Raw genomic sequence first — 24,159 nt, forward strand, 5'->3', positions numbered from 1 at the left:
CGATACCCAGCTGTCGTCGGGTCAGGACTTCAAGCGATTGAATCGCCGCAATGGTTAGGTTTTAGGGCGTGAAATTAGTGTCCGCCCAGCACCAGAGTGTTCACTGGCATCAGGATCAGTCGCAGGCGCAGGCCTGCCGCATGAACGACGCCAATCGTGTCTACCACATGCAGGAACGATTTTTCCCAGAAGCCGAGGCTCTCATCCTCCAGCTTTGCATGATTGTCCGTATAGATATTCGCCAGACAGTTGCTGCCCGGAGGCACATCATCGGCCATGCTTTTGTAGAGCGGTTCAAGGTAGACAAGGATCGAACCCGGATTGGTGTTGCTCTGCACGTCCCGCAACTCATCAGATGGCCTGATCTGCCCCGATGGGATCACATCCTGCACCTCGACGACAACCACCGGGATAACGGTAAAGGGCTTGGTCATGCAGCCTAATTCGCCAATCATACCCGGTTTGACCACCTGGGCCGAAAGCTGACTGAACGCCGCCTGGAATCGGTCATGTCCGGAGGAGGATGGCACCAGAATACCCGCCGGGCGCAGCAAAGGGCTGACATAGTCGCCGACCTGAAGCCCGAATTGTTCAACCCTGCCCGTCACTCCAGCGTTGACCACAGTCTTGTCCAACTCGGTCAATGCCGCATCCAGCTGCGCATTGGCACTGGCAAGTTGGGCCGGGATCAGCTCTTCGATCTGTTGTACAACCGCTGCGCGCTTTGAGACGGCTGCTTTGACCTGCGCTTCACGCTCGGCAACCAGATTTTCCAACCGATCAATCTCGGCCAAGCGCACCGCGCTGGATCCCTCGTCACGTAGGGTGGTATTGCGTTCCAGATCCTCGAGCGACTGATCCAGAGCTGCGCGCGCGCCTGCAATCCCGGCCTCAGCCTCGGCCAGATCGGTTTCCGCCACCTTCAACGAGGCTTGAACCTGAGCAATCTGGGCATGCGCTGCTTCGACCTGCGCGGTTTGCGTGAAGTCTTCGATCCGGAAAATCGGCTGTCCAGCTGTCACCTGCTCATTGTTGCGCACGTAGACTTCGGAAACGCGCCCCCCTAGCTGCGGAAGGATCGTTACCGTCCGGAAGTAGGAAGCCGCTGTTTTGCTGGACGGGTGAAAATAGAACAGTGTTGTGATAACGGTTAGCGCCAAAATAGCGCAAGTCGTCAGCCCCCAGCGCAACTCGTACCACATGGTGAACAGCGTGATCTCGTGTCCGATCCGTTTGCCCTGCACAAAGCGGCGAAACAGATAGTCAGGAAGCACGGTAATCAGAGCGCACAGCATCGTCTCGATCATTGTTCAGTGCCCCTGTGCTGCCGGTTCGGAGGGTTTGGATTGTTCGGGCTCAATTTCCAGCTCAGGAGGGGGTGAAGCGTGTTCTTTGTCCTGCCCAGGCGCCAAAGATCGGATGGCATCGGCAATCGAGCGCAGCGGTGCCGCGAAATCAGGGAACTGGAACCCAGCCACAAGGATGGCGGCAACCCAGAAAAGGCCGTTATGCGTAAACAAAGCCAAAAGCGCCAGAATCCCAACCAATTGGAATTGCGGGTGATTGGTTTCATGCGCCATTTTTTCCGGGATCGAATGCAACGTGAAGTAGGCAACCCCGATCAGCACGACCATCCCGACGGTAAAAAACAACATGAAGGTGAAGAGGAAGTCGCTACCATCTGCCTGTGTCACATATGACGGAATGTGCCCCGTTGCCATCGGGTGAATATCTGCCGCGTTCACGTCCGCCTCCGAATCTTATGTTGTTTGCACTAAAAGCAGGCTGGCCGCCTACGATCAAGTTTCCATTGCGGTGGGCTTGTGTCTTTTCGTTTGGCAGTACGCGTGCCATGGTCCGCCAATGTCGCCAGTCAACTTACCACCGGCTCGATCACTCGGCGGCCGGAAACGGAACAAAACGCATGATTGATTTTCTGATAATCGGTGGCGGTGTCGCCGGGCTAAGCGTAGGTGCGCGCCTGTCAGAGCACGGCACAGTTACGGTGTTAGAGGCCGAGGATGGATTAGGATATCATACTTCGGGTCGTTCAGCCGCCCTGTTCGAAAAGGGTTACGGTCCAAACTCGGTCAAGGCATTGAACGAGGCAAGTGCTGCGTTCTTTGAAACAAATGCGTACCTCACACCACGCGGCCTGATGCTGATTGGCGGAAGGGATCAACAGGCGCTGTTTCAAAAAGACGCCCAAGATCTTGGTGTGCAAGAGATTTCGCCGGAAGATGCCATCGGACACATTCCTGTCCTGAATGCTGAAACTGTCGGTTATGCAGCCATAAGTAATAGCGCATATGATATCGATACAGATCGCGTCCTGCAGGACTTTGCGCGAACCGTCCGCAAGAATGGCGGTTCAGTCCTGACCCGTCAGAGGGTCAGCAGCATCCGCAAATCGGTTCATTGGACCGTCGAAACCTCAGAATCCTTAGAGGCACGCAATCTGGTAAATGCCGCCGGAGCCTGGGTCGATGAGGTGGCGCAGATGGCAGGAATCTCCCCCATCGGGATCACACCTTACCGTCGATCGATTGCGCGCATCCCCGCACCGGGCGGACATGACCTGCGAAACTGGCCAATGATGCTGGGCGCAGGCGAGAGCTGGTACGCCAAACCTGATGCGGGCAAGCTACTGGTCTCGCCTTGCGAGGCGGACCCAACCACACCCCATGACGCTTACGCCGATGACATGGTTCTCGCAGAAGGACTGGCACGATACGAAGCGATGGTTACTGAAACTGTAACTCGGGTAGAAACCAATTGGGCGGGGTTACGTAGTTTTGTTGCCGATGGCACGCTGGTGCTCGGACCTGATCCATCCGATCCATCGTTTATCTGGTCGGCAGCACAGGGAGGGTATGGGTTTCAGACCGCTCCTGCTGCCTCGCAACTTGTGGCGGATCTTGTGACTGGCGCGTCGCCGCGCCTTGATGCGGCGATTGTGAAAGCGCTGACACCCGGTAGGCTGTAACGATGTCAAAACGCAAACTGCCCCCAAATGCCAGCGTCGCCACCGAGGGCGACGGCAGCAAACTCGTCGCCCCAGCCGCCAGCCGAAACACGGTTGTGCTGTGCGATCTTCTGGCACGGGTCGCCCCGTCATCAGGACAGGCCCTGGAACTGGCCAGTGGAACCGGACAACACATTTCGGCCTTTGCCCAGCGGATGCCCGGGTTGCATTGGCAACCCAGCGAAGTCACCTCCGAACGGCGCGCCAGCATCGATGCGTACACCAAGGGTTTACCAAACACCGCCGCAGCCGCTCATCTGGATGCAACTGCGGAGGGTTGGCACAAAACAATGGCGCAGCAAGATTTGGTTTTATTGATCAACCTCTTGCACCTGATCAGTTTGCCCGAGGCTGAAACCCTCGTTGCCGAAGCAGCGTGCGCTCTGAAAACGGATGGGCGTTTGGTGCTTTATGGCCCTTTCAAACGTGACGGACACCTGACAAGCGATGGCGACCAGCGATTTCACGACGCACTGGTCCAACAAGACCCTGAGATCGGGTACAAAGACGACACACATATATTGTCTATGTTAAAGGACAACGCCCTCGAACTGGTCGAAATCGTAAAGATGCCTGCGAACAACTTGGCATTTGTCGCCCAAAAAACTGGAATCTGATCAGGATCAAAGTCTGCTTTGCTCTTCATCATTCATATGCAGATTATCATATGTATCAAGAAGGACGTGATAATGAGCTGGCAGGATTCACTGAACGAAACGCGCAAAAGCTTGCGTAACCTTAACGGAGCCATTCCTGATACGGCGCGTGCCTTCGGGGCGCTGGGAAAATCTGTCAAGGAAGGCGGAACGCTGGACTACAAAACCAAAGAGTTCATCGCGTTAGGCATGTCAATCGCAGTACGGTGTGAGCCTTGCATTACCCTGCATTCCGAGGCGTTGGCCAAGGCGGGAGCCACCCGCGATGAGGTTTCGGACGTTCTGGCAATGGCCATCCAGATGGGCGGTGGGCCGTCCATGATGTACGCCGCCAAGGCACTAGACTGTTTTGATGAATTGAGCGCATGAAAAAAGCCCACCGAGAGCGGGCTTTTAGTAGGCGGTGCTACGTGAGTACCGCCTTATTTCTAAAAAGCGTCAGCCGTCCTTGCGGATGACCTCGTTCTTCGGATCATACGGGCTGTCACAAGTGACGACCGCATCCCACAGCTTGTCCTGAATTTTGACCTGCAGCTTGGTGCCTTCGACCGCCAGCTCAGGCTTCACATACCCCATGCCGATGGATTTCTCGAACGCCACCGAGTACCCGCCCGAGGTCAAACGACCCACGCGCTCACCTTCCGGCGTGTACAGCGCCTCGCGGCCCCAGGGGTCGGCATCGTCCGGTCCGTCGATCAGCAGAGTGCAGCACTTCACGCGCACGCCGGTCTCTTCCAGCTTGGCTTTGCCGTAGAAGTCTTTCGACAGATCAACAAAGCGCGGCAGGTCAGCTTCCAGCGGGGTCGCGTCGCGGCCCAGTTCGGTGCCGAAGGCGCGATAGGATTTCTCCTGGCGCAGCCAGTTTTGGGCGCGGGCACCAACCAGTTTCATGCCGTGCTTTTCACCGGCCTTCTCCAGCAGGTCGAACAGATAGTTCTGCATCTCGATCGGGTGGTGCAGTTCCCAGCCCAGCTCACCCGTATAGGCCACGCGGATCGCGTTGACCGGGCACATGCCCAGTTCGATCTGACGGGCTGACAACCAAGGGAAGCGCTTGTTGGACAGCGCGGTTTCCGGATCGGCGTCCTTGATGACCTCTTTCAGAACGTCACGCGACTTGGGTCCGGCGATCGCGAAGACGCCCCACTGGGTGGTCACGTCCTGGATTTCGATGTAGCCGAACTCCTCCATCTTGTCCTCGGCCGCCTTGCGAAGGTAGTCGGCGTCGTACTCGGTCCAGGCACCGGCAGAGACGATGTAGTAATTGTTCTCGCCATTGCGGACGATGGTGTATTCGGTGCGGGTGGTGCCGTGCGCGGTCAGCGCGTAGGTCAGGTTGATGCGACCGACCTTGGGCAGCTTGTTGCAGGTGAACCAATCCAGGAACTGGGTCGCACCGGGGCCTTTGACGACATGCTTGGTGAAGGCCGACGCATCGATCAGGCCAACGCCTTCTCGGATCGCTTTGGCTTCTTCGACGGCATACTGCCACCAACCACCGCGGCGGAAGCTGCGGCTTTCTTTGTCGAAGTTATCAGGCGCATCCAGCGGGCCGAAATAGTTCGGACGCTCCCAGCCGTTGACCCAGCCAAACTGTGCGCCACGCGCTTTCTGACGGTCGTAGGCCGGAACGGTGCGCAGCGGACGGCAGGCTTCGCGCTCTTCGTCGGGGTGGTGCAGGATGTAGACGTGCTCATAGCACTCTTCGTTCTTGCGCGCCGCGAATTCGGTGGTCATCCAGTTCGACGAATACCGCTTGGGGTCCAGCGAAGCCATGTCGATCTCGGCTTCGCCATCGACCATCATCTGAGCCAGATAATAACCGGTGCCGCCCGCAGCGGTGATACCGAACGAGAAGCCCTCGGCCAGCCACATGTTGCGCAGGCCCGGAGCCGGACCAACCAGCGGGTTGCCATCAGGTGTGTAGCAGATCGGGCCGTTGAAATCGTCTTTCAGACCGGACTCAGCACAGGACGGCACGCGTTCGGCCATCGCCATGTACTGATCGGCGATCCGATCCAGATCCAGCGGGAATAGGTCAGCGCGGAAGCTGTCCGGCACGCCGTGTTCGAATTGTGCGGGCGCACCATGTTCGTAGATACCCAGAATCCAGCCGCCGCGTTCCTCGCGCGCATAAGATTCGTTGTCAGCATCACGGACAACAGGGTGTTCAGGATTGCCCGCTTCACGCCATTTGACCAGCTCTGGGTCTTTGTCCATGACGATGAAGGTATGCTCGACCGGGATCGCGGGCATCTTGATACCCAACATTTTCGCGGTCCGCTGTGCGTGGTTGCCTGACGCGGTCACAACATGTTCGGCGGTGATCACAACCTGCTCATCTGACGGAATGAGGTTGCCGCCCTTTTCGACCATCTTAGTGCAGGTGACTTCCCAGTGAGTACCGTTCCAGCGGAACGCATCGGCCTGCATCTTGCGAACGATGTCGACACCGCGCTGACGCGCACCTTTGGCCATCGCCTGGGTCACGTCCGCAGGGTTAATGTAGCCGTCTTCAGTGTGATAGATCGCGCCTTTCAAGTCGGAAGTTTCGATCAGAGGCCAACGTTCCTTGATTTGCTCGGGCGTCAGCCACTCATATGCAACATCACAAGTTTCCGCTGTGGATGCATAGAGCATGTATTCATCCATACGCTCTTGCGTCTGTGCCATACGCAGGTTTCCGACTACGGCGAAGCCTGCATTCAAGCCGGTTTCTTCCTCTAGTGTCTTGTAGAAATCGACTGAGTACTTGTGGATGTGGGTCGTGGCATACGACATGTTAAACAACGGCAACAGGCCCGCTGCGTGCCAGGTGGAACCGGATGTCAGTTCGTCCCGCTCGATCAGCATCACATCATCCCAGCCCGCTTTGGCAAGGTGATAGGCAATCGAGGTCCCGACGGCGCCGCCGCCAACGACCAGTGCTTTGACTTGGGTTTTCATAGCCGGGTGTCTCCCCTTGAATTCAGTTGACACCATATGGCGCATTTGAGGGGCTCGACGCGACATTCATCCGACCAGTGATATAAGAAAAGCGACCTGAGCGTTGCACCAGGTCGCTTTCCAACAGTCGATCTGACGTGTTATCCGCCCCCCAATTTGCACCTTTTGAACGTTCCGGTGGTTGCGCAATCAATGCCCGTTCCGGAACCGCCTCGGTTTACCCGCACGGCAGTTTCTGCTTCGGAATCAGAGCTACCAAAGGCTGACAACAGTCCGGACAGGAAGCCTTCATTTTCGTTTACAGATGCGACTTCTTCAGAGGTTTCCTGATCTTTGAATTTGGCGAACAAGTTTCCAAAGAAACCCTCGTCATCTCTGTCTGCCTGCTGCATCTCGTCTTCAAGCAAATCTGTCAGTCCTTTGCGGTATCCGACCTGGACCAAATCATCTGCAGATTCGATTCTGTTCGCGGTCAAGTCGAAGGTGTCTGCCGGCAAACCGTATTGCGCGGCCAAAGTATTTGCGACAAGAGACAATCCATCAATGTTTTCTAGCTTCAAACGCACCAGCTCGCTGCGAAGCTTGACAAACTCGCCGCGCAAGGCGGCCATGTTTGTCGCCAGTTCACTTTCTCGTTCAGCATCAAAAACGGTATCGTTGCCGACGCCAGGCACTTGCTTTTGAAGCAGTGCGTTCAATCCGTCATAATCCAGTCGATCCAGAAACGCTCGCAGCATAGGCGCTGGTGCATCGGAATAGACTTGTAAACGAATTTCTTCGCCCAGTCCGATTGTAGCCTTGTAGATTTCAAACCGAGGTTCGACCTCAAGGTCCGTCAGGCTCGCCGTGATCATTGACCAAAACTTTCGATCTTTCACTGTGACGGGTTTGTATCGGCTGTTTTCAAACCTGAAATACGCAGCACCACCAATTATGCCGAATGGAGTGTAGCCACTCGATCCTGCGCCCAACCCTTCGACAGACCTGACGATGTTGCCAGTCAGTGTATTGGATTTAGCGTCTTTCCTGAGTTTCGCCTGTAGCCAGACCGTATGCTCGCCGCTTTCGTAGACCCAACTAGAATTATCGAGTTTTCTGGCCAGTTGTTCGGTCTCTTGCACAGCAACTCTTTTTGCAATTGGACGAGCAGCTTCACTTATTCCGTCCTGCAAAACACCTTCTCGGGCATCGCGTGTAAAATCTGCATCCACGATCGAACGACGCACCCATCCTTCGCCCGAATCCGGCAGGTACGGCTTGGCCCCCTCACGCCAACGCTTCTGCCTTTCGCGTTCAACTTCTTCCGCGGCTAGCTCCGCCTGATACAAGTTGAACCGCTGATTAATCGTGTCGACATATCCGTTGAAGGACAACCTACCTTCGACTTTCTTATCCTGCTGATAATAATCCAGACCTACGACAACCACGACGGCAATCAGCAAAAACCCAATGAAACGCAACGCGCCCATGAATAACCTCGGAATCAAATACTGCTCTTTCCCAGATCATTCACCTAAAATTGAGGCGCTGTTATGGCCGAGCCCAACAATCGCGGTCAGAGTACCTTGCCCGGATTCATGATGTTATCGGGATCCAGCGCTGCTTTGATCGCCGCCATATAATTTGTCGCCGCACCAAGTTCTTTCACCAGATAGGGGCGTTTACCCTGCCCGATTCCGTGTTCTCCGGTACAGGTGCCCTCCATCGCAATTGCAAGATCATTTAGCCAACCGACGAATTCCTCTGCACTTGCGACCTCTTTTGCGTCATCCATGTCGATTAACAGAAGTGTATGGAAGTTACCGTCACCAACATGACCCACGATCGGGGCCAGCAAACCCAATTCAGCGGCCTTATCCTGTGCGGCGGTCACACATTCGGCCAAACGCGAGATCGGAACACATACATCAGTAGAAATGCCCCGCGCGCCTGGGCGCAGTTGTAGGCTGGCCCAATACATATCGTGCCGGGCCTGCCACAGCTTGTTGCGCTCTTCGGTTGTCGTGGTGGTGGTGATATCGCTGCCACCAAATTCTTCCGCGATTTGGCCAAAGGTCTCTGCCTGTTCCGCTGCACCGCTTTCCGAACCGTGAAATTCCAGCAGCAGCAGTGGCGTTTCTGGCAAATCCAGTCCCGAATAAGCGTTTGCAGCTTTGACCGACATCTGGTCCAGCAATTCGATCCGCGCAACCGGGATACCATACTGAATAGTCATCATCACAGCCTGACAGGCTGCATCCACCGATGGAAACGAACAGCGAGCTGAACTGATGGCCTCGGGGATACCCTGCAATCGCAATGTGATTTCGGTGATTATTCCCAGCGTGCCCTCGGCACCGATTAGCAAGCGGGTCAGATCAAAACCCGCCGAAGATTTGCGCGCACGATGCCCCGTGCGGATCACTTGCCCGTCCGGCATCACGGCCTCAAGACTAAGCACATTGTCTTTCATTGTCCCATAACGCACAGCATTGGTGCCAGACGCGCGTGTCGCGGCCATGCCACCTAGCGACGCATTCGCGCCCGGATCAATCGGGAAGAACAACCCCTGATCCCGCAGATGGGTGTTCAATTCAGCTCGGGTGACACCCGGTTGGACAACGCAATCTAGATCACCGACATTGACCGCCAATATCTTGTTCATCTGACTCAGATCGACGGATAGGCCACCAGCAGGAGCGTTTACATGACCTTCGAGCGAGGTGCCTGTTCCGAATGGGATGACTGGCACCTTGTGCTCGGCACAGGTCCTGACGATATCGGCCACTTCTTCGGTTGAATGCGGGAAAACCACCGCATCCGGACTCTGGTTCTCAATCCACGTTGTCGTGTGCCCGTGCTGCTCGCAAATCGCAGCACCAGATTGCAGCCGGTCTGCGAACCTCTGCTTCAGAATTCCCAGCGCCGTGTCGATCCCGGCCTCGTTTCGCGGCAAAGCGGTTGCCTGCACCATTGCGTTCCCCTTTTCTCAGGCCACAGCCTAAAGCATTGCAGGCACAACCTGATCTGGCGGGCGATGACCGTCTTCGAAGGTCTTGATGTTGATAATGACTTTCTCACCCATCTCGATCCGACCCTCAAGCGTAGCCGAGCCCATATGAGGCAGCAGCACCACATTCGGCAATTGCCGGAGGCGTGGGTTCACATCCGTGCCCTGTTCATAAACATCCAGACCAGCGCCCGCGATCTCACCGGCGCGGATCATGCGTGTCAGGGCGTTCTCATCGACGACTTCACCGCGTGATGTATTCACGATCACGGCCGTGGGTTTCATCAATTTCAAACGCCGCGCATTCATCAAATGAAAGGTCGAAGGGGTCGACGGGCAGTTGATCGAGATGACGTCCATCCGCGCCACCATCTGATCAAGACTATCCCAGTAGGTCGCCTCCAGTTCCTGTTCAATCTCGGGGCGCAACCGGCGGCGGTTGTGATAGTGAACCTGCATTCCAAACGCGCTTGCACGTCGCGCAACGGCCTGCCCTATCCGGCCCATCCCAAGAACACCCAAGCGGCGACCACCGACCCGGCCACCCAGCAAGGCCGTCGGGGCCCAACCGGCCCAATCGCCCTTTTGCATCACACCTAACCCCTCGGGGATACGTCGTGTAACCGCCAGGATCAGAGCCATAGTCATATCTGCAGTATCGTCAGTCAGTACTCCTGGTGTGTTCGAGACAAGGATCCCGCGCTGCCTCGCCGTCGCCACATCAATATTGTCGACACCGGCACCATAATTGGCGATCAATCGCAATTTCTCACCAGCCTGCCCCAGGATACCGCCATCAATTGTATCGGTTATCGTCGGAACCAGCACATCTGCTGTGTTCACTGCCGCCACCAGCTCTTCGCGAGTCATGGGATCGTCGGTGTCACGCAGTTTTACATCGAAAAGTTCGCTTAGCCGTGTTTCCACCGCTTCGGGCAACCGTCGCGTAACGACAACACTCAGACGTTCTCTTGGCACCTTGACCCTCCTACCGCTTTGCAAACTGCCGCGCGCCATGGCATCGTGGCGCAGGATTACACGGGGCACAAGAACCCCTTGGGCATCGTCTCAACCTTTTTTGCATACGATCCACAGGCATAAGAGCAGACAGGCAGTGAGTGCTAGTTTTTCAGTGAACCGCCATTTTGTGGTGTTGATATCGGTTTTCCTGCTCATGCTCGGCGCAGTGGCCGTGTCCGCGCAGGAAAAACGCGGTCCAGTGACGAATCTACCGCTTCCGCGATATGTCTCGATGAAAGCCGCCGAGGGTAATGTCCGTCGCGGCCCTTCGCTGACTCACCGAATCGATTGGGTGTTCAAACGCCGTGGCATGCCGCTGCAGATCACGGCCGAATATGGAAACTGGCGCAAGGTTCAGGATCGAGACGGTGCCGGGGGTTGGGTGCATTACGCGCTGCTTTCAGGTGTGCGGACAGTCCTTATCGAAGCCGACTTGCTGCCGGTTTACGCGATGCCTGATCCCAAATCGCAGGTGAATGCGCATTTTGAAACCGGCGTCGTCGCCCGGCTTGAAAAGTGCTCACCCGATTGGTGCCGCATTTCTGCAGGCGGCTATCGCGGCTGGACCCTGAAAAGCAATCTTTGGGGGGTCGACCCCACCGAGATTCGGGAATGACGTGCATGCGCGACAGCGCCGACTGAGCTACTCCGCGCCTGCAGCGCTGCCGCGTTTGGCCAGTTCCTGATCCAACAACAGCAGGTTCCATCGGTCCCCGCTGGCCGCCTTGGCCTTATCCAGGATCGATGTGAACAGGTCTTCTTCCTCTATCTGTTCGGCCAGGAACCAGTTCAGCATATTCTGTGTGCTGTATTCTTTGACCTCATGCGCCAGCTCAAACAACGCGTTGATCTGGCCCGTCACGGTTTGCTCCTGCGCCAGCGCCTGCTCCAGTACATCAACGGGTGATTCATAGTCCGTTTGCGGTTTTGCGATGCCGTCGAGATTTACCCTCCCACCCCGCTTGGCGATAAAGTCGAAGATACGCATTGCATGGGTTTCCTCTTCGGCAGAATGCCCCCGAAACCAACTGGCGAATCCAGGCAGATCCTGCGCCTCAAAATAAGCCGACATCGCCAAGTAGGTGTACGAAGCGTGGAGCTCATTGTTGATCTGCTTATTCAATGCTTCTGCAACTTGCGGGTTCAGTTTCATTGCTCGCTCCTTTTTCGTGCTGGTTAGCGGACTTTATCTAGCTAGGTCCGAAGCCAAAGACATTCAACTGATAAAGGTAATTTTTATCGCTATTAATCAATAATTTAATCCAATTCTTGTGCTATTGAAACGCAGTCGCAGGAACGAGCGTTGTGGCGCATTGCGGATTGTATCTCGCGACCGCAAAACCAAGGATTGCCAGTTGGATTTTCGTTTTAGAGATCTAGCTTCGCCTCAAACAATCGCCTGACCAATACTCGACCATCCCGACGATCCAACCGCCATCAGACTAAATTGCATATCCACATCAAAATTGTCCAAAAAAGCCCTTGAACCCTGAAAGCAACAGTCGTAGATAGCCGCTCACCGTTGGGGTGTAGCCAAGTGGTAAGGCAGCGGTTTTTGGTACCGTGTATCGTAGGTTCGAATCCTACCACCCCAGCCATGATTTCCCGGAAATCACACACCGAGAAGTTGCACGCCGATTATAGCGTGTTTTCAGCGACTTAAGATCCAGCAATTTCAACTGAGACCCGAGCGTGTGCGCAACAGTGGTCGATTTCCGACCACAGTCCCAAGTCGCGATTCCGACGGTACGAGTTTGGTGTGTTTCGGAGAGGCGGCAGATCAGAGGGCAGAGAAGCGCTTGTGTTGATCTGACCAGATCGCCGGGAAACCCGACCTGATCTGGTAGTCCATTGTCAGGCCATCAATTTGTTCGCCTGAATCGATGGCATCCAGAGCATCAGGAACCAGCATGGCCAGATCGACCACATACTGCACCCGGCGTTTGGAGCTACCTTCTTCTTGAACGATTTCTGAGAAAGCTCTGCCATCATTGATCATCGCCAACCACCGGCGCGCCTTCACAATCCGATAGACTGTGCTTTTGTCAGATCCTGATCGCTCAACAGTATGTCCTGACTTGCGCATCATCGAAATCGCTGCGCGTGCTGAATGCGGTTGTTAGCCAAAGGCGTTCCGCATCTGCGCAATCGTGGCACCTGCCTTGCGGCACAGCTGTTTCTGTAATTGTTGCTTACGCGTCAGTTTGTTTCGCGCGGATTTGGCAGGCGATTTATTGATTTCTGTATCGGATGAAGTTGTCATTTATGTCTCCACTCTAAGGACACAGGCTGATCCTGCGCCCTGTACTGAGCGGAACCCGGCTGTTCCGGGCAAATATTGGCGATTTCTGTACCGCTTTCTTACGGACCAAAGTCCAGACAATTTCGGCAGATAGAGCCACTACCGCCATTAGTCACTTTATGAGTTCTAGCTAATGCAGCAAATTGGCCACCAAACTGCCGTTCGCTGCATCAGCAACACTGCGCCTCATGAGCGGCGGCTATGCGCGGCAGGCAGACTCTGCAAGTCTGCAATGTCCACCCTCAATCCACAAACGACGTAGTCCGGTACTATCGCCGATTTTATCGACATCTTACGCTTTCAAAGCGGAACTATTTGAATAGATTTTGACGCTCGTTTCGAGGCAATAGTCGCGAAACGTTCGTCAGTATCTACTTAACGTCTCCAGTATTATATTCCGCGTATTGATGTCGTTGTGGAAAATTCTATCGGCGAGAAACTCGGATGGAAACTCAGGCCATGTCCTGCGCATTTCAGCAACGAGCCGTCTTGCTTCTTCTGAATTTCCCAACTGATCGTGCGCAACGGCTTGGAACAAGAGCGAAGGAGCACTTACTGGCGCTCCAGCAGCTGGCGCTCCCTGAAAAGCTTCAACAACATTTTCGTAGTTCCCGAGCATAAGTTGCGAGACGCCCCAGATGTTTCTCGCACCAAACCTCCCGGATCCTGATTTGGGTCTATCCGGGTTGCTAACCTCGGCAGAAAATTCCGGGGCGTTAGCCAAGATGGCGGTGATACCTGCAAGGTCGAGAATATGGCCATCATTCGGCGCCAGCTCGACCGACATCCTTGCGTATTTCAATGCCTCGTTTGGCTGGTTTTTGACAGCCAGCACCCAACCATTTGCGCTGTTTGCCCAGGCGTCGGCCGGGGACAATTGAAGCGCTTTTTCAGACATTTCTGAAGCTTGATTGGAGAAATCATCCCTTTGTGATTCATCCGGCGACAACACCGCCAAGATCGCCAGGACCTGCGCTGATCCGGCATAGCCGTCGGACAGAGCCGGGTCGAGTTCCATCGCGTGCTGGAACATTCCTAGTGCTATCTGCTGACGTTTGACATCAAAAACGGGAAAAAACATGCCTCGGGCTTGGTCTGCAATGTTGGCCGCCTGGAGTCTCGTCAATGATTGTTCACCAAGCGCCACGCGTTCTGCTTTCTCGATGGATCGAGTTGTCGGCACAACCTCCCTGTTATCCTGGCTCATCCAGATGCCAAGCACAGCGACTAATGCAACAACACCTAGTCCAGCAGGCAGCAGTTGCCGCGAACGCCAACGGCCAACTGGATTGTCGCTCTTCAGTTCACTTGATGTACGGTCTTCGATTGTAGATTCGTATGAAAACCGCGGCTTGTATCCGCCGGGATCAACAAAAATGCGAACCCCGTTGCCGTCCCAGTGATCTTCGTAGAACTGATGTAAAAGGCGACGCAGTCGCCTAGCCTCAACGCGAACCAGGTTTTGACCACCAGTACCATCTATGCGCCGCCCATAGACCTCAACAGCGATAGCTTTGCCTCTAATCTGAGCGCTTCGACCAGATAGAGTTTCCTCGACTATATAGGTGAGAAACTGCGTGAGTCGGGGTGAAGCTTGAAACCCGTCGCTTGATACAATTCGACTCAGAGCTTCCCGGATGAGTTCCGGAGAAGGTTGGCCAACTTGTTGATTTATTGGCAAATCGTTTGACTTGTTCAATGTCAACTTACCCCCAACTCACGGTGACTCACTTGGCCTTTGCGGTCAACCGCACTCATCTTGATTTGAGAATAGATAGTGGGTGTCGGGATTTTTCCAGTGACGGTGGACCTGATTGAAGAGATTCCGGAACTTTCTGATGTGCTCTCGAGGCGCATCGAAACGGATGCACTACTCGGCGAGGTCATCGAGGACCTGAATAAAGCATCTGCGTTTTCGAAAGACGCATCGATCACGGCCTCAGAGCGCGCCGAATGGGCCCACATCAAATCTGAACTCATCAACGAGCTTCGCCGGATGTTGAAGCGCAACCTGTGAGATACTCTAACTGAGGACCAATCCATGACCAAGGAAGACAATAGAAAAGACCAGGACGACAAACAGGTTCAGGCGTCAGATCAAATTGAAGACCCGTCGCGGCGGAGTGTTCTAAAGGGCTTGGCCACTGGAGCGGCTGCCACAGGGGCGGCTGGGTTTGCGGCAGGAACTGCCGAGGCCCACGAAGGAGGCGGCCCACTAGGAGAAACACTCAAGAACCCATATGGTGGTCGACCCGCAGGTGGCATATCATTGCCGGATTACTTCCGTCCTACGAAGTACATGACCGGTTCAAATGCGAACTATTTTCCGCTTAGTGAGGAGTTGGGGCCAGATGAGATGCGCATCTCATTCTGCGGCTCAACACCATATCCGCCGCGCGAAGATCAGGCGGGTACTTGTATCATGGTGGAGTTGGGGAATGGAAAACGGTTCTTCTTCGACTTTGGGTCCGGTTGTGTCCGCAACATCATTGCGATGCAAGTGCCTGGGCAGTTGATCAACGACATCTTCATCTCTCACCTGCATGTCGACCATTATGCTGACATTCCGTATATTTACCCCTTCCGTGCCTGGTCGGGTGGCTACACGCCACTACGCATCCATGGGCCGTCAGGTCGAACGCCCGAGCTTGGCACAGCCGGAATGGTCAAAGGCATGCAACAGATGCTCAAATGGCATCTGGAGGCCTTTGATGTTTTCCCGATTGGGGACGGCTACGAGATCGAAGTCAATGAATTCGATTTCCGCCAAGAAGGTGGTATTGTTTATGACGAAGACGGGGTGACTGTTCGGTCTTGGCCGCGAAGTCATGCCAAGGACGGTGCGGTTGGTTATCGGCTCGATTGGAATGGTCTGAGCTTTGTTTGGACCGGCGATGGTCGCCCAGATGAGCTTTCACGAAAATACGGCGAAGGCGTTGATGTCTTTGTAACCGAAATGTCGGGGCAGGATATTGGTCAGTTGATGACCTACAAATACGGTATCCCACAAGATCTCTTTAACTACACTATCGATACGCATCACACCTCCCACTATGCCGTGGGTAAGCTCTTTGCTGACACAAGGCCGCGTTTGGGAATGGTGACACACTATACCCAGGATGAAGACATCGACGCTGAAATGCTGGCTGGTATTCGCGCCCACTATGACGGTCTGTTCCAATGGGGTCTCGATGTAGCCGTTGTGAACGTGACCAAGGATGCAATCTGGTACAGGAAAGCTGCACTGCCCGGAAAATCCGGTACAGTGCCACCATTTCGTGAACTGGCTGCGGCGGCCGAGGCCGGGCGTATTGAGCTTCCGGATGAAATCACATTACCGAACCCAAGACTCACTCGCGCAGACCAGCAAGATCAGAAGTATCGAGATATGGAGATCGATCCACGCGAATACTACCCAACTGACGTTTTCCGAGCACCCGGCGGAGACTGGCCGCAGGACTTTACCATCAAAGTTTCGGATGTAATCGGCTCGCGTGATGAAGACTGAGAGGAGATCGAACAATGATTGAATTTGGTTCGACTTCTGCGATCCCTGTTACGATCCTTACCGGCTTTCTTGGAGCCGGTAAGACGACACTTTTGAACCGGATCCTTACCGGCAATCACGGATTGCGAGTGGCAGTTCTGGTGAATGACTTTGGATCAATAAACGTAGACGCCGACTTGGTGGTTGGCCTCGAAGATGATGTGATGAGCTTGGCTAATGGGTGCGTTTGCTGCTCGATACGAGATGATTTGATCGAAACGGTAGAAGCTGTTCTCGCTCGGCCTGAGAAACCGGAATACATCGTCCTTGAAGCAAGCGGAGTGTCGGATCCATCGTCAATCGCGATGACGTTTACGGATCAACGGTTCCGGGACATGATCCGCTTGGACAGCCTTATGTGTCTTGTCGATGCGGAACAGCTATTTGCTGCGCCAGAACAAATGGAACTGAAGCTTCGTCAAATTGCGTTCTCGGACATGATTATTTTGAACAAGGTTGATCTTGTCGACAGGGCCACAGTTCAGAAGGTGCACGACTGGCTTGGCTCTCGCTTCCGTCGCTATCGTCTTGTCGAAGCTGTAAACGCAGACGTCCCTCTGGACATACTTCTTTCAGTCGGTCGCTTTGCCGCCGAACAGCTCGAAACAGAAATACCCGATCATCACGAACATGGGCCAGATTGTGGTTGCCACCACTCTGATCACTCAGACAGCTTCTCAACAACTATGATGAAAGCTGAACGCCCAATAAGCCTGTCTTCCCTCCGGAGTGCAATTCGGAAGCTTCCGGGCGACGTTTATCGCCTCAAGGGTTTTGTTTTCAGCGAGGAGGATCCAGATCATCGCATTCTTGTTCAGGTGGTTGGAAAACGAATGGACATCGCACGGGATGGTGCTTGGGGTGACCGCAAACCCGAAACAAGGCTTGTCGCAATAGGCGCACCGGGGGCGCTCTCCGAGGATGTGCTTTCGGACACGCTTATGGAGACAGTCTGAAAGCCAGTTTCGACCAAGTATTTTGGCTAAAAGTCAACCAGGTTGGATAAATTCATCCAGTTCGGCGGCGGCGGACTGTGAGTGCGCCATTGACGTCATTGCCAATCTGGCGATTTCAAGTGCAAGCCACCCATGAGAAAACGGCCAACTGAAAGGAGACCGCCTATGAACCTAAGTTTGCTACGCTGCTCCATACTTGCCGGGATTGGTGCCCTTTCTGGTACTGCGTGGGCAGAGTCCCAGGAAGAAGAACTAGCAAAGCAACTTGCTAACCCAGTGGCTGCTCTCATTAGTGTGCCATTCCAGCTGAATTATGATCAGAATTTGGGTGCCGACGGAAATGGTTCGCGTTGGATATTGAACGTACAACCGGTTATTCCGTTTGAGCTTACGGACGATTGGAACCTCATATCCCGAACAATTCTCCCAATTGCCTCTATAGATGGTAGCTTTCCGGGTTCTGGATCCGAGAATGGGCTAGGAGATACTGTTCAAAGCTTATTTCTTTCGCCCAAAAAACCAAGTGCGGGCGGTTGGATCTGGGGGGCTGGACCTGTTTTTCTGCTGCCAACGTCGACAGATAACAGCTTAGGTCTCGGAGCGTGGGGTGCAGGAGTTACCGGCGTGGCACTCAAACAGCAGGGTCCGTGGACATATGGTGGCCTGACAAATCACATCTGGGACATTGATGGTGATACCGACATCAGTCAGACGTTCTTACAGCCATTTATTTCCTACACAAATTCGAACGCGTGGACGTTCACGATTAACACTGAGTCCACCTACGATTGGGAAAACAAACAATGGTCTGTGCCAATCAACGGTGTTGTCACCAAAGTTACCCAACTCGGGGATCAACTTATCAGCGTAGGCGGGGGGATACGCTATTCGGCCGACGGCCCCGATAATGGGCCCGAAGGTTGGGGCGTGAGACTTGTAGCTACCTTGCTGTTTCCCAAATAGTTGAACCTTTCCTCAAAGAATATCGCTTACCGGATGCAGGCATTGGGCGGATGAAAGCGAACGGCAGATTGTCCGCATCTTGGAAGTCACCATGCCTGGATTTGAATGTCCGCTTTGGGCTGCAGACCTGTCTAATGCGTCAACAGCGCTGAACCGTTGTAGCAATGGCCGGTAAGGGCCTCTCCCGCCGTTCTCTGCGGTGGGCATCGATTTGAAGTAAGAGCCCTCACCTGCCTTTGATTCCACCTCTGCCATTCGTTCATGCAGCATGCCACAACCGCTCATTCCTGACGTTCATAATCCAGTGTTAGGTGGCAGGTGAGCGGACCAAAGCTGCCGTTCACCTCGAATCAGCGGACCCACGAATTTGGCTCCGAGCCGACATTCATAAATGACCTCAAATGCTGCGAACGTAGCCCACTTTGCTGTTATGCATTGCGATGGTGGGAATGCTTCTTCTACGAGCGACTGCAAAGCGAACGAACTGCCGTGAATTTCGCGCAGGAACTCATTTCACCCGTAGGATTAGGTGAAACGGCTCTATCTGCTTTTGATTGGTTTAAGCCGTTGAATTCGAAGACCCATACGGTGCGCATGGTCTTGATGGTGTGACGTTTATCCACATCGCATCAAATGAAGTCTGGACGCTGACTCTTTTCCCGACGATGAAGTACGAGTTGTCTACGCACGGTTCCAAAAACCTAGAAGATCACGGAAGTTGTATTCGGGACGGAGAGTAACTTACGTCACGTTTCAAAACAGATCGATGGTGCGCCCAATCCGATAGCATAGATTTATGCCGTAGCCTCCATTTCGGCTGCGGCCAATATAGTTCTTAAGCCATGCACCAAGTGATAATGCGCCTGCCGTACAGCTTTAGGCGGCCGACTTAACTCTTGTGGTTGGTTAATAAGTCGGCCGCCACAAACCAACCGCGGAAAACCGACGCCACTCCAACGTCCGTTTCTGTACCTCGCTTGAGGATCGTGAAATCCATGGCTGTTTGTTTCTAGGGGGTAAGAAACAAAGCGAGAAGAACGCTACCGCTACTTTTTTTCATACCATTTTCAAAAAGAACAAAATTTTTGACATTTTCCCAACGCAATCGGGAGGTCAATTACCAGGATGGTGTGGATGCCAGAATGTGGTTCTGCAATTACCTTTTCATCACCAATGCAAGCTTCAACAAAAACTGCCGATTCTGGTAGATTTTCACAGACACCCGTCATCAAGTTGTCAAGGATCACGACAGAATCGCCTTGGTCCAGAAACTCCCAGGCGATATGGCTGTCGACGTAGCCAGCGTCTCCGGTGATGAGAACAGTCACGAAGCAACCACGGATTGTCCAATGCGGTCAGGCCGACATACTGCTCGGACAAACCGTGGCAACTCAATTTCCGGCCTATCCATAGTCACATAATCGACGGCGTAATCTGCAGCGGCTTTAGAGCGTATTTCGTATTGATCGGATGCTTGAAGAATATATGCAGCTGCTTCGGCCGCAGTATTTACTCGTTCAAGATCCGGGAAGACTGACTCGGGAGCCCCAAAAGGTGCCATCATGGGCCAATTCCGTAGAACCGGTATAGCACCAGTAAGCATGCCTTCGACGAGACTCTCATGACTACCTTCTCTTTGGCTCGTAGATAAAACAAAGCCGATCGACCGGTACCAACTAGCAATGTCGTTTGTATACCCTTCAACTGAAACGCTATCTCCAAACTCAGAAAGTCTTTTCTTGAAATTGAGTTGATATTGCGCTTCAGAGTCCGATACATCGCTACCCCAAGGCTTTCCAACGAAACGAAGCCTCCAGGATGGATCATGCACCTGAAGTTCTTTGAGTATGTCGAGAGCGAATATTGGGTCCTTGTTGGCGGAAGCGTATTGCGTCATACCCAGGGTCTTTTTTGTTAACGTCTCGCGCGTTATAAAGTTGAAATTCGACACATCTCTAATATTGGGAATGACATTTGTAACGGTGTCCAAAAGAGCCTTCTCACCCACCAGCGCAGTCAACACCTTACGAATTTGTGGCGCAATGAATACTAACCCATTGATCCTGCGAAAGTTCGCGATCAGAGGGTATGCCGTAAATGCTTCGTAGCTGTGTAAACGAACTATCAGCGGTTTTTCTTCCTGCAAATAGTGACTCATCCAGACAGCGCCCTCCGTCAGCCACTCACAAAAAACGACATCAGCCCAACCAACAAGGTCACTCGCTAACGGACTGCGGTCTGCCAGCGCTTCGCGGATAGCGGTCGCAGTGGGTCGCCCGGCGATGCTCCTTGTTTGGTACGAAATACCCAGTTTGCGATCCGTATTGGGAAACGCCTGCCTGATAATTCCAAAATCGAGGTAACGCACTTCAAATCCATCGTCCTCGAGTGCCTTCGCAGCCAGCGGAAAAAAGTTCCAGTTGTCAGAGACGACCAACACCTTTTTGCACTCGACGGGGGAACCACCATGCGCGCCGCCAACCTGCCCTGCCCTTATAAGGTCCTGCAATTCGATAGGGAAAGAAGCAACGGCGGGATCACCTTCCTGCACGGTTTGTATAAACCTCTGAAAAACTTCGGGAACCAGAAGAGGATGTCCACCCTTGTAAGGCACCCCGAACTTCAGTTCGTGCACCAACCACATATTGAATACACTTCGGCGAGAATTTGCCTCTTCGGCCACACCAAATTGGTCCAACAACTGAATGAACTTTTGGAAATGGCTACGATCCTCGAACGCATTACTCAACACGCCGATCACTGCAAAAGACAGTACCTTGCGGCGGCGGCGCGATTTCAAACGCGAAAGAGCGTCCAGCGACTGTTCGGCATCAAGTTGCAATGCCTTGACTACGGCCAGTGCTTCGAACGTTGCATCAGAACACAATCTGCGGGTCTCAAGTTTCCGTTCGACTTCGTGAACAAGGTCTATTTCCGCTTCTGCAACTAAGTCTGCCTTTCCTGCTCGAACGTCCGCGGCCTTTGCTTTAGCAAGAAGCTGCGCGCCATTCCTCAGCGCTGGATTACAATTCAACGCCTTCAAAATCGTCCCCGACGCTGAACGAAAGTTCTTCTTCTCGAGAGCGTGTTTTGCCGCAGAACGAAGTTTACGTGCTTCGACGTACTTTCTTGGGTGTGTCAGTCGAAAGATTATAGCATGCAATGATGAACTAAGGTGAAGACTGAAGGGCAATTCGAACCACCGATCTGGATTGTATCAATAGATACGCAGAACTATTCTAGGAAAGCGCATCAGTGCAACCGGCGATCCCCTTTATTCAACTGCTATGCCGCATAGTTGCCATACCATTCTAACGCAGCGTTGTTGAACTCAGAACTTCAATCGTATCAGAGGCACACGTTCAAGACGCAATCGTTTCCAACCAGTACAATCCCCGGCACATGACGTTGCTATACAACGACTTGGACACACAATTTAAACCACCGGCTTTTAACTTGAGACAAATCTGGCAGCCCTAAAGTGGTTCCAGCATTCTTCTGGTGAGAAGAGAGCGTAGATCTCTGAGAAGGCGCCGAACATTTCAGTGAATGTCCTTGCTCCAACGCGATCTGGCTTGGCCGAGACAGCTGGCGGGTGGCGGGTAGACCAGTCGTAGCGTTGTCCCCTTGTCCGTGTGTAGCGTCGCTAGGTGGCCACCAGCGTCTTCTATTGTACTTAAAGCCAAACTTGCTCGGAAACCTGTCATCGCATTAGGGTGTGATTGTACACCGGTCGTATATGCCAGTACATTGGCTAGTTCAGGCATGGTTGTGTCTTCGTCTTGCTCAATCCGTTCGATAAGAAATGAGCGATGGGGATCAAGAATGCTTTCACTGCAAGGTCGAACCTGCGGCGCGGCCTTCAATCGTCCAGTTCGTCGGACCGTAAACCTTGTGCGTGCGCCGGTTGCAGGCGAAAGTTACAACCATAACGCCGTCGCGCTCCCGCATAACCATTCTTCAATCAACTTTCGAAGCCGCGACCGAAACGCATCTGGCAATGGTGCTGTTATGATCCATCCTCTCATAAACGATGAATTACAATTCAGTTCTCATGGGAATCCCGGCGCTTCAGTTTTTCGATAGGACGCTCTAGCGATGTTATTCCACGCAACAAAACCTTAAGTGCATCGATCTTGTTCACGTTGTCGCAACAACGGGAACAAATTGAACGGCGTCTATCCAACAAAAAGAAAGCTAAGTGCATGGCTCTGCTGATCGCGACTACATAAAAGTCTTCACCGTCAAATCTAATCCCTACGCAAAAATCCATCAGGTGCAACGGTCACCTGCAGTTTAGTCGCCATATCGCGATCAATGGTGAAATCGGGATTGTCCTTTAACCAGCTGTGCAGAGCCGTTTTGGGGTTGTTCCCAACATCCCATGGGCGGTCTTCGAAGAATCCCTGCGGCATGTTTTCTACAAAGCTATCAAGAACCAGACAATAGCAACCTGAGGCAACCAAAGGCCCTTATGCCTCTAGTTCGGCGACAACATGGTCGTGGGTATGCATCGAATCGAGACAAACCATGACTCTCTTTGCGTCGCCCACAGCATCCTTGGCACGCGCGATAGTGTCTGGCGCAGTCGAGGATCCCTCGATCATAGTGATCCGGGAGGCCATCGGATGGCGTTCCATCGCGACTTTGTTGTGTGCACGAATATCGATGTCAATGCCGACGACGCGTCGCCTCGGATTAGCCGGATCAAGCAAATCTCCGGTTTCCACAGCGTCAGCATAGTCGAGCATGGCCAGCAATGACGCGGACAAAATCAAAGAGCCACCATGGGCGATGCCCGTCTCAAGAATAACATCGGATTTTGTCTCCCATACTATCTCTTGCAAGGCGACTATATCCTGCGGATATTGGATAATTGGCCGCCCCATCCAATCGAAATTGTAAACGTAACGCCGCTGCATGCTTTCGCGCCGCCAATCCTGGGACAAATGCTGAAAACTTGCATCATTTCGAAAGTCCAGAAGAGATGTGAGCCTCCCCAACTGAACTGGTCCACCGATATGTTTAGGAAACGGATGAATGAGAATGGCAAACTAGCGACCGAAGCCAGAAGAGATTGTCTCGTGGTTGCGGCAGGTTGAAGTTCTTATGGGGCGAGGCATGTCCCGTCTTGATGCGATCAGACTGATCGGGGTTTTTGAACAAACCTATTACTGCTGGAGAAAGAAGAACGGTGGAATGGGCGTAGACCAGTTGAAGGAACTGAAACGGCGTTAGAAAGAGACCGAGCGGCTGAAACACGCGGTTTCAGATTTGACTTTGGACAAATTGTTCCTGACGGAAGCCTCAAAGGGAAACTCTTGAGCCCCGCTCGTCGTCGCCCCCATCCGCGATCACGCTTTCTTTGAGCAGGCGCAATTCCAAGGCCTATTCAGCAAAAAACTTTCTTTAGATCACGGGCTTCCCGTCTCAGATCCTTTACTTGGGTGGAAGTCGCCGCGCGGGCCGTATCACCTGCCACGCGTTTCTTGCCGGATTCCAGGAATTCCTTGGACCAGCTGTAGTAGAGGCTCTGTGCAATGCTTTCACAGCGGCAAAACTCGGCATGCTATCCTCACCCTTCCGGTCATCCGGAACGGCCTGATATTTTCCTCTGCGGAATACTGTTTGCGGGTCGCACGGGGAATGTCCTTTACGACCTTCTCACCGTGGCTCTGCTTGGTTCCGGGTTGCTTTCTCATCTCCACTCCTTGGCGGTTACGATGAGCCAGAAACCCTCTCTTATCAAATCGAC

Annotated in this window: 20 protein-coding genes, 1 tRNA gene and 3 pseudogenes; 10 read left to right on the forward strand and 14 right to left on the reverse strand. The window is 53.5% G+C overall.

Translation table 11 applies throughout. The features are described from left to right. Nucleotides 1-74: 74 nt before the first annotated feature. Together I5192_RS11420 and I5192_RS11425 are read right to left on the reverse strand one after the other, a co-directional pair. Nucleotides 75-1,307 (reverse strand): HlyD family secretion protein, encoded by a 1,233-nt coding sequence (locus tag I5192_RS11420; protein ID WP_170392496.1) that lies wholly within the window; start codon nucleotides 1,305-1,307, stop codon nucleotides 75-77. 3 nt (nucleotides 1,308-1,310) lie between these two features. After that, the gene (locus I5192_RS11425) at nucleotides 1,311-1,721 is read right to left on the reverse strand and encodes a hypothetical protein (RefSeq protein ID WP_170595262.1); all 411 of its coding nucleotides are present in this window, start codon (nucleotides 1,719-1,721) and stop codon (nucleotides 1,311-1,313) included. A 203-nt stretch (nucleotides 1,722-1,924) separates the two neighbouring features. Here I5192_RS11425 and I5192_RS11430 point away from each other — a divergent pair, with 203 nt between their 5' ends. The 3 genes from I5192_RS11430 (at nucleotide 1,925) to I5192_RS11440 (ending at nucleotide 4,050) form a co-directional block, all read left to right on the forward strand. After that, nucleotides 1,925-2,986 (forward strand): FAD-binding oxidoreductase, encoded by a 1,062-nt coding sequence (locus I5192_RS11430; RefSeq protein ID WP_223116874.1) that lies wholly within the window; start codon nucleotides 1,925-1,927, stop codon nucleotides 2,984-2,986. Between the two features lie 2 nt (nucleotides 2,987-2,988). Then, nucleotides 2,989-3,642 (forward strand): DUF938 domain-containing protein, encoded by a 654-nt coding sequence (locus I5192_RS11435; RefSeq protein WP_170512574.1) that lies wholly within the window; start codon nucleotides 2,989-2,991, stop codon nucleotides 3,640-3,642. 72 nt (nucleotides 3,643-3,714) lie between these two features. Further along, entirely contained in the window at nucleotides 3,715-4,050 is a 336-nt protein-coding gene (locus I5192_RS11440) for a carboxymuconolactone decarboxylase family protein (protein ID WP_170401940.1), read from the forward strand. Nucleotides 4,051-4,119: 69 nt separating this feature from the next. On the opposite strand, the gene I5192_RS11445 is transcribed toward I5192_RS11440, so the two are convergent. The 4 genes from I5192_RS11445 to I5192_RS11460 all read right to left on the reverse strand — a co-directional run bounded on the left by I5192_RS11445 (nucleotide 4,120) and on the right by I5192_RS11460 (nucleotide 10,594). Then, nucleotides 4,120-6,627, reverse strand: a complete 2,508-nt coding sequence (locus I5192_RS11445) for an FAD-dependent oxidoreductase (protein WP_223116875.1) — start codon at nucleotides 6,625-6,627, stop codon at nucleotides 4,120-4,122. Nucleotides 6,628-6,767: 140 nt separating this feature from the next. Continuing rightward, entirely contained in the window at nucleotides 6,768-7,838 is a 1,071-nt protein-coding gene (locus I5192_RS11450) for a hypothetical protein (protein ID WP_223116876.1), read from the reverse strand. Between the two features lie 344 nt (nucleotides 7,839-8,182). Then, complete coding sequence (locus I5192_RS11455; RefSeq protein ID WP_223116877.1) at nucleotides 8,183-9,580, reverse strand: FAD-binding oxidoreductase; 1,398 nt, start codon at nucleotides 9,578-9,580, stop codon at nucleotides 8,183-8,185. A 27-nt stretch (nucleotides 9,581-9,607) separates the two neighbouring features. After that, nucleotides 9,608-10,594: a D-glycerate dehydrogenase gene (locus I5192_RS11460; protein WP_170392503.1), complete on the reverse strand. Its 987-nt coding sequence runs from the start codon at nucleotides 10,592-10,594 to the stop codon at nucleotides 9,608-9,610. Between the two features lie 196 nt (nucleotides 10,595-10,790). On the opposite strand from I5192_RS11460, the gene I5192_RS11465 reads away from it, so the two are divergent. Beyond that, a complete protein-coding gene (locus I5192_RS11465; RefSeq protein ID WP_255612147.1) occupies nucleotides 10,791-11,252 on the forward strand; it encodes an SH3 domain-containing protein in 462 nt (153 codons plus the stop codon). A 27-nt stretch (nucleotides 11,253-11,279) separates the two neighbouring features. Here I5192_RS11465 and I5192_RS11470 read toward each other — a convergent pair whose 3' ends face one another. After that, nucleotides 11,280-11,789, reverse strand: a complete 510-nt coding sequence (locus I5192_RS11470) for a ferritin (protein WP_170401952.1) — start codon at nucleotides 11,787-11,789, stop codon at nucleotides 11,280-11,282. A 370-nt stretch (nucleotides 11,790-12,159) separates the two neighbouring features. Here I5192_RS11470 and I5192_RS11475 point away from each other — a divergent pair. Next, nucleotides 12,160-12,234: transfer RNA gene (locus I5192_RS11475), tRNA-Gln, on the forward strand. A 182-nt stretch (nucleotides 12,235-12,416) separates the two neighbouring features. Here I5192_RS11475 and I5192_RS11480 read toward each other — a convergent pair. From I5192_RS11480 to I5192_RS11490, 3 genes are all read right to left on the reverse strand, one after another. Further along, on the reverse strand, nucleotides 12,417-12,635 hold the full coding sequence (locus tag I5192_RS11480) for a hypothetical protein (protein ID WP_223116878.1): 219 nt from the start codon (nucleotides 12,633-12,635) through the stop codon (nucleotides 12,417-12,419). Nucleotides 12,636-12,755: 120 nt separating this feature from the next. Beyond that, nucleotides 12,756-12,899: a hypothetical protein gene (locus I5192_RS11485; RefSeq protein WP_223116879.1), complete on the reverse strand. Its 144-nt coding sequence runs from the start codon at nucleotides 12,897-12,899 to the stop codon at nucleotides 12,756-12,758. 403 nt (nucleotides 12,900-13,302) lie between these two features. Then, nucleotides 13,303-14,643, reverse strand: a complete 1,341-nt coding sequence (locus I5192_RS11490) for a tetratricopeptide repeat protein (RefSeq protein WP_223116880.1) — start codon at nucleotides 14,641-14,643, stop codon at nucleotides 13,303-13,305. A 99-nt stretch (nucleotides 14,644-14,742) separates the two neighbouring features. On the opposite strand from I5192_RS11490, the gene I5192_RS11495 reads away from it, so the two are divergent. The 4 genes from I5192_RS11495 to I5192_RS22505 all read left to right on the forward strand — a co-directional run bounded on the left by I5192_RS11495 (nucleotide 14,743) and on the right by I5192_RS22505 (nucleotide 18,404). Next, nucleotides 14,743-14,955: a hypothetical protein gene (locus tag I5192_RS11495; protein ID WP_223116881.1), complete on the forward strand. Its 213-nt coding sequence runs from the start codon at nucleotides 14,743-14,745 to the stop codon at nucleotides 14,953-14,955. Between the two features lie 24 nt (nucleotides 14,956-14,979). After that, complete coding sequence (gene gntH, locus I5192_RS11500) at nucleotides 14,980-16,446, forward strand: guanitoxin biosynthesis MBL fold metallo-hydrolase GntH (RefSeq protein ID WP_223116882.1); 1,467 nt, start codon at nucleotides 14,980-14,982, stop codon at nucleotides 16,444-16,446. Nucleotides 16,447-16,460: 14 nt separating this feature from the next. Continuing rightward, nucleotides 16,461-17,441 carry a GTP-binding protein gene (locus I5192_RS11505; protein ID WP_223116883.1) on the forward strand — a complete coding sequence of 327 codons (981 nt, stop codon included), beginning with the start codon at nucleotides 16,461-16,463 and terminating at the stop codon, nucleotides 17,439-17,441. Nucleotides 17,442-17,606: 165 nt separating this feature from the next. Further along, a complete protein-coding gene (locus tag I5192_RS22505) occupies nucleotides 17,607-18,404 on the forward strand; it encodes a transporter (RefSeq protein ID WP_255611774.1) in 798 nt (265 codons plus the stop codon). 1,067 nt (nucleotides 18,405-19,471) lie between these two features. Here the strand turns inward: I5192_RS22505 and I5192_RS11515 are convergent. The 3 genes and pseudogenes from I5192_RS11515 to I5192_RS11530 form a co-directional block, all read right to left on the reverse strand. Further along, nucleotides 19,472-19,732 carry an NAD-dependent epimerase/dehydratase family protein gene (locus I5192_RS11515; RefSeq protein ID WP_170564275.1) on the reverse strand — a complete coding sequence of 87 codons (261 nt, stop codon included), beginning with the start codon at nucleotides 19,730-19,732 and terminating at the stop codon, nucleotides 19,472-19,474. Further along, entirely contained in the window at nucleotides 19,729-21,447 is a 1,719-nt protein-coding gene (locus I5192_RS11520) for a hypothetical protein (protein WP_223116884.1), read from the reverse strand. Before I5192_RS11520 ends, I5192_RS11515 begins: the two co-directional genes overlap by 4 nt. 1,207 nt (nucleotides 21,448-22,654) lie before the next feature. Continuing rightward, nucleotides 22,655-23,326: pseudogene (locus tag I5192_RS11530) on the reverse strand (cephalosporin hydroxylase family protein). 154 nt (nucleotides 23,327-23,480) lie between these two features. On the opposite strand from I5192_RS11530, the pseudogene I5192_RS22510 reads away from it, so the two are divergent. Then, nucleotides 23,481-23,767: pseudogene (locus I5192_RS22510) on the forward strand (transposase); the annotation flags it as partial. A 32-nt stretch (nucleotides 23,768-23,799) separates the two neighbouring features. Here I5192_RS22510 and I5192_RS22515 read toward each other — a convergent pair. Then, nucleotides 23,800-24,106, reverse strand: a pseudogene (locus I5192_RS22515) (transposase); the annotation flags it as partial. Nucleotides 24,107-24,159 lie beyond the last annotated feature (53 nt).

It is taken from the genome of Ruegeria sp. SCSIO 43209 (genome assembly GCF_019904295.1).
Taxonomy (GTDB): Bacteria; Pseudomonadota; Alphaproteobacteria; order Rhodobacterales; family Rhodobacteraceae; genus Ruegeria.